The following is a 4,656-nucleotide window of genomic DNA, read 5'->3' on the forward strand; positions in this document are numbered from 1 at the left end:
TCGGCTGGCCCGCCGGGGTGGTGCCTGGCTCTGCGTGGGGCTGCTCGTGGTCGCGCTGGGCGGCGCGCTCGCTTCCGGCGGCCGGTGGCTCCTCACGGCGCCGCGCTTCGCCGTCGAGCGCGTCGAGGTCGCGGGGCAGAGCCAGCTCTCGGTGGATCAGGTGGTCGCGGCCTCCGGGCTCGCGCCCGGGCAGAACCTCTTCCGGCTCGACGCGCGGCGGGCGGTGGCGGGCGTCGAGGCGCTGCCGATGGTGCGCCGCGCCGAGCTGGTCCGTGCCTTCCCGAACCGCGTCACGCTGCTGGTGGAAGAGCGCCAGCCCTTCGTCCTTGTTCATGCCGGGGCTCTCTACTGGGTGGACGAGCAGGGCGTGCCGCTCGGTCCGGAGACGCGGGCCGTCGCCCTCGACGCGCCCCTGGTGTCGGCCGCGGGCGCCGACGACGTCGCGGCCGCGGGTCGGACGTCGTCCGAGCGCGTGGCCGCGGGCGTGGCCCTGATACGCACGCTGATGCGCGCGCAGAGCTCTTTGCTGAGGGAGATCTCCGAAGTGGACGTGAGCCGCCCCGAGGGACCGGTGCTCTACATGCTGGACGGCGTCGAGGTGCGGCTCGGCAGAGAAGATTGGGACGACCGCATGGGGCGGCTCGGTGGCGTGCTGGCGCAGCTCCGCGCCTCGGGCCAACGGGCGACGTCGATCGACCTGCGATTCCGCGACCAGGTCGTGCTGAGAACCGCGGCAAGGTAGGGGACGCCATGGGCAGATCGAGAGGACGGCAGCTCATCACCGGACTCGACGTGGGGACGACCAAGATCTGCTGCGTCATCGCGGAGTGGTCGTCCATCGGCACTCTCGACATCGTGGGCGTCGGCACCAGCCCCTCGCGGGGCCTGCGCAAGGGCGTCGTGGTCAACATCGACTCGACGGTCGAGAGCATCAAGCAGGCCGTCGGCGACGCCGAGGAGATGGCGGGCGTCGAGATCTCGAGCGTGATCGCAGGCGTGGCCGGGGGGCACATCCGCGGAGCCAACAGCCGGGGCGTGGTCGCCGTCTCGGGCAAGCACCGCGAGGTCAGCGCCGCCGACGTCGAGCGGGCGCTGGACGCCGCGCGCGCCATCAACCTGCCGCAGGACCGCGAGATCATCCACGCGCTGCCCCAGACCTATGTCGTGGACGACCAGGACGGTGTCAAGGAGCCGCTCGGCATGTCCGGGGTGCGGCTCGAGGTCGAGGTGCACCTGGTGACGGGCGCCACGACCTCCGTGCGGAATGTCGTCCGCAGCGTCAACCGCGCGGGGCTCCAGGTGCAGGACATCGTGCTCGAGCCGCTGGCCTCGGCCGAGGCTGTCCTCTCCGACGAGGAGAAGGAGCTCGGGATCCTGCTGATAGACCTGGGCGGCGGCACGACGGACGTCGCGCTCTTCCGCGACGGCGCCGTCTGGTACACGGGCATCCTGCCGCTGGGCGGCGACCACATCTCGAACGACGTCGCCGTGGGGCTCCGTACGCCGACGGCCGAGGCCGAGGAGCTCAAGAAGCGTCTCGGCTGCGCGCTGACTGCCCTTGTACGCGAAGATGAAGTCATCTCCGTGCCCTCGGTGGGCGGGCGCAAGGCGCGCGAGCTGTCGCGCCAGATCCTCTCCGAGATCATCCAGCCGCGCGCCGAGGAGATCTTCACTCTCGTCGCCCGCGAGCTCGCCAAGGCCGGGCTCGAGGACGCCGCCGCGGCGGGCGTCGTCGTCACGGGCGGCACCTCGATCATGCAGGGCGTGCCGGAGCTGGCCGAACAGGTCTTCGACCTGCCCGTGCGGCGCGGGCTGCCCACGGGCATCGGCGGGCTCTCGGACGTGGTCCAGAGCCCGATCTATGCCACGGGCGTGGGCCTGGCGCTCTACGGCGCGCGCGGGCGGCGCAGCGGCGCCTCCGTGGATGACGCCGTCGCGGCCTCCGGGCTTGGGACGATGCGGAGGCTCAGGGACTGGTTTGGCGAGCTCTTCTAGCAATGGGTCCAGGCCCGCGGGGCAGGGGGAGCTCGTCCTCCAGCTGCCGCCGGGCCAGCCGCGATACTCACGCAGGGTGGTCAAGGAGGAGCCGATGGTAGAGCCACGGGGGGGGCGGCCGGTGTTCGAGTTCGAGGAGACGAAGGACAACGCCAAGATCAAGGTGATCGGCCTCGGCGGCGGCGGGTCCAACGCGATCAACCGGATGATGGAGGCCCGCTTCACCGGCGTCGAGTTCATCGTGGCCAACACGGACCTACAGGCCCTGCGCGCGTCGCCCGCTCCCGTGAAGCTCCAGCTGGGCGCGCGCCTGACCATGGGCCTGGGCGCCGGCGCCGACCCCGAGGTGGGCAAGAACGCGGCCCTCGAGGACCGCGAGCAGATCAAGAAGCTCCTGGACGGCGCGGACATGGTCTTCGTCACCGCCGGGCTCGGCGGCGGCACGGGCACGGGCTCGGCGCCCATCGTGGCCGCGACCGCCAAGGAGATGGGTATCCTGACCGTGGCGGTCGTGACCAAGCCCTTCGCCTTCGAGGGCAGGCGCCGCTCCCAGCAGGCGGAAGCCGGGCTCGCCGAGCTGCGGGGCGTTGTGGACACGCTGATCACCATCCCCAACCAGCGTCTGCTCGCGGTGGTGGACCGCGGCACGCCGCTGCTCGAGGCGTTCAAGGTCGCCGACACCGTGCTGCTCCAGGCGGTGCAGGGCATCTCGGACCTGATCCTGGTGCCCGGGCTGATCAACCTCGACTTCGCGGACGTGCGGACCATCATGGCCGGGATGGGCATGGCGCTCATGGGCGCCGGCGTCGGCAAGGGCGAGCACCGCGCGCTCGACGCGGCGCAAAAGGCCGTCGCGAGCCCGCTGCTCGACGAGACCTCGATCGACGGCGCCCGCGGCATCCTGATCAACTTCACCGGCGGCTCGGACATGTCTCTGCACGAGGTCGAAGAGGCCGCGCGGATCGTCCAGGAGGCGGCGCACGAGGAGGCCCACATCATCTTCGGCGCGGTCATCGACCCGAGCCTGCAGGACGAAGTGCGCATCACGGTCATCGCCACGGGCTTCAGCGAGCGCAAGGAGGCCAACCAGCCTTCGGGCAAGGTCGTGGACATGCAGCGCCCGCCCCGTCCCGGCGCTCCCTCCACCAAGGACTGGCGCCGTCGCGTGCCGGCCGACATCCGCGCCGAGGCCGACGGCCCGACGGAAGAGGACCTCGACGTGCCCGCGTTCCTGAGGAGGCAAGCGGACTAGCGAGCATGCTCAAGCAGTTCAAAGAGTTCATCGCGCGCGGCAACGTCGCCGAGCTGGCGGTGGGCGTCATCATCGGCGCGGCCTTCGGCAAGATCGTGGGGTCCTTCGTCGGCGACGTTCTCATGCCGCCGATCGGCCTTCTCCTGGCCAAGGCGGAAGTCGGCAGCCTCTTCGTCAACCTCTCGGGACAACACTACCCGAGCGTCGCGGCGGCCAAGGCGGCGGGCGCGCCGACGCTCAACTACGGCGCGTTCCTCCAGGCCATCGTGGACTTCCTGATCGTGGCATTCGCCGTCTTCGTCCTGATCAAGCAGGTCAACCGGCTCTTCCCCCCGGCCGCGCCGGCTCACACCACGCGCCCGTGCCCGCTCTGCCTGTCGCAGATCCCGCTCCAGGCCACGCGCTGCGCCCACTGCACGTCGGAGGTCAAGCCGGCATAGGCAGGCTCTCGACGTGCTGCACGAGCTTCCGTTCGTGGACCTCGACCTCGCCACGCCGTCCCGGAGCTCTTCGCCCGCCGTCCCAGGTCGGCTCGGCCGTCCTTGACCCACAGAGAGTCTCCGGCTAAGGTCGGCCCACTCGTCCTACGAAGGAAACCGGCTCGACTCCCCCAGTCGGAGGCCTCCCCGGCATGACGTGTCCCCGGTGCCAGCAGGACAACCCGCCCCACGCCAGGTTCTGCCTCGGCTGCGGAGCCCGCCTCGCGCTCGCCTGCGGCTCCTGTGGCGCAGAATTACCCGGGAGCGCCCGCTTCTGCCTCCAGTGTGGCCAAGCCGTGGTTGCAGGCACCGCGGCCCCGGTTCGTTCGCCCGCCCCGGAGACGTACACCCCCAAGCACCTGGCCGAGAAGATCCTCACCTCCAAGGCCGCTCTCGAAGGCGAGCGCAAGCAGGTCACCGTCCTCTTCGCCGACCTCAAGGGCTCGATGGAACTGCTCGCCGACCGCGATCCCGAGGAAGCGCGCAAGCTCCTCGATCCCGTCCTCGAGCACATGATGGAGGCCGTCCACCGCTACGAGGGCACGGTGAACCAGGTCATGGGCGACGGCATCATGGCGCTCTTCGGTGCGCCCCTGGCCCACGAAGACCACGCCGTGCGCGCGTGCTACGCCGCCCTCCGGATGCAGGAGACGCTCAAGCGCTACGCCGACGACACGCGCCGCTCGCACGGGGTCGAAGTGCAGATCCGTATCGGCCTCAACTCGGGGGAGGTCGTCGTGCGCTCGGTCGGCAGCGATCTGCGCATGGACTACACCGCCGTCGGCCAGACCACGCATCTCGCGGCGCGCAAGGAACAGATGGCGATGCCGGGATCCATCCTCATCACGCCCGAGACCTTGATGCTCGTCGAGGGCTACGTGGTCGCCAGACCGCTGGGGCAGCGGCCGGTGAGGGGACTGGACGCGCCCA

5 protein-coding genes are annotated in these 4,656 nt (G+C 70.8%); all 5 read left to right on the top strand.

The genetic code is table 11. The annotated features are described in order from the left end of the window. Positions 1-742, top strand: a 742-nt coding sequence (locus Q7W02_04935; GenBank protein MDO8475534.1) for an FtsQ-type POTRA domain-containing protein, incomplete at its 5' end; no start/stop codon positions are given. A gap of 8 nt (positions 743-750) precedes the next feature. Continuing rightward, complete coding sequence (ftsA, locus tag Q7W02_04940; protein ID MDO8475535.1) at positions 751-1,995, top strand: cell division protein FtsA; 1,245 nt, start codon at positions 751-753, stop codon at positions 1,993-1,995. A 121-nt stretch (positions 1,996-2,116) separates the two neighbouring features. Then, a complete protein-coding gene (gene ftsZ, locus Q7W02_04945) occupies positions 2,117-3,247 on the top strand; it encodes a cell division protein FtsZ (protein MDO8475536.1) in 1,131 nt (376 codons plus the stop codon). 5 nt (positions 3,248-3,252) lie between these two features. Then, on the top strand, positions 3,253-3,687 hold the full coding sequence (gene mscL / locus Q7W02_04950) for a large conductance mechanosensitive channel protein MscL (GenBank protein ID MDO8475537.1): 435 nt from the start codon (positions 3,253-3,255) through the stop codon (positions 3,685-3,687). 335 nt (positions 3,688-4,022) lie between these two features. Continuing rightward, positions 4,023-4,656, top strand: a 634-nt coding sequence (locus Q7W02_04955; GenBank protein ID MDO8475538.1) for an adenylate/guanylate cyclase domain-containing protein, incomplete at its 3' end; no start/stop codon positions are given.

This window comes from Candidatus Rokuibacteriota bacterium, assembly GCA_030647435.1.
In the GTDB taxonomy this organism is placed as follows: Bacteria; Methylomirabilota; Methylomirabilia; order Rokubacteriales; family CSP1-6; genus AR37.

Bases quoted from the DNA above. Each gene is read 5' to 3' on its own strand.
- ftsA (MDO8475535.1), top strand. From the start codon at position 751: ATGGGCAGATCGAGAGGACGGCAGCTCATCACCGGACTCGACGTGGGG.
- mscL (MDO8475537.1), top strand. From the start codon at position 3,253: ATGCTCAAGCAGTTCAAAGAGTTCATCGCGCGCGGCAACGTCGCCGAG.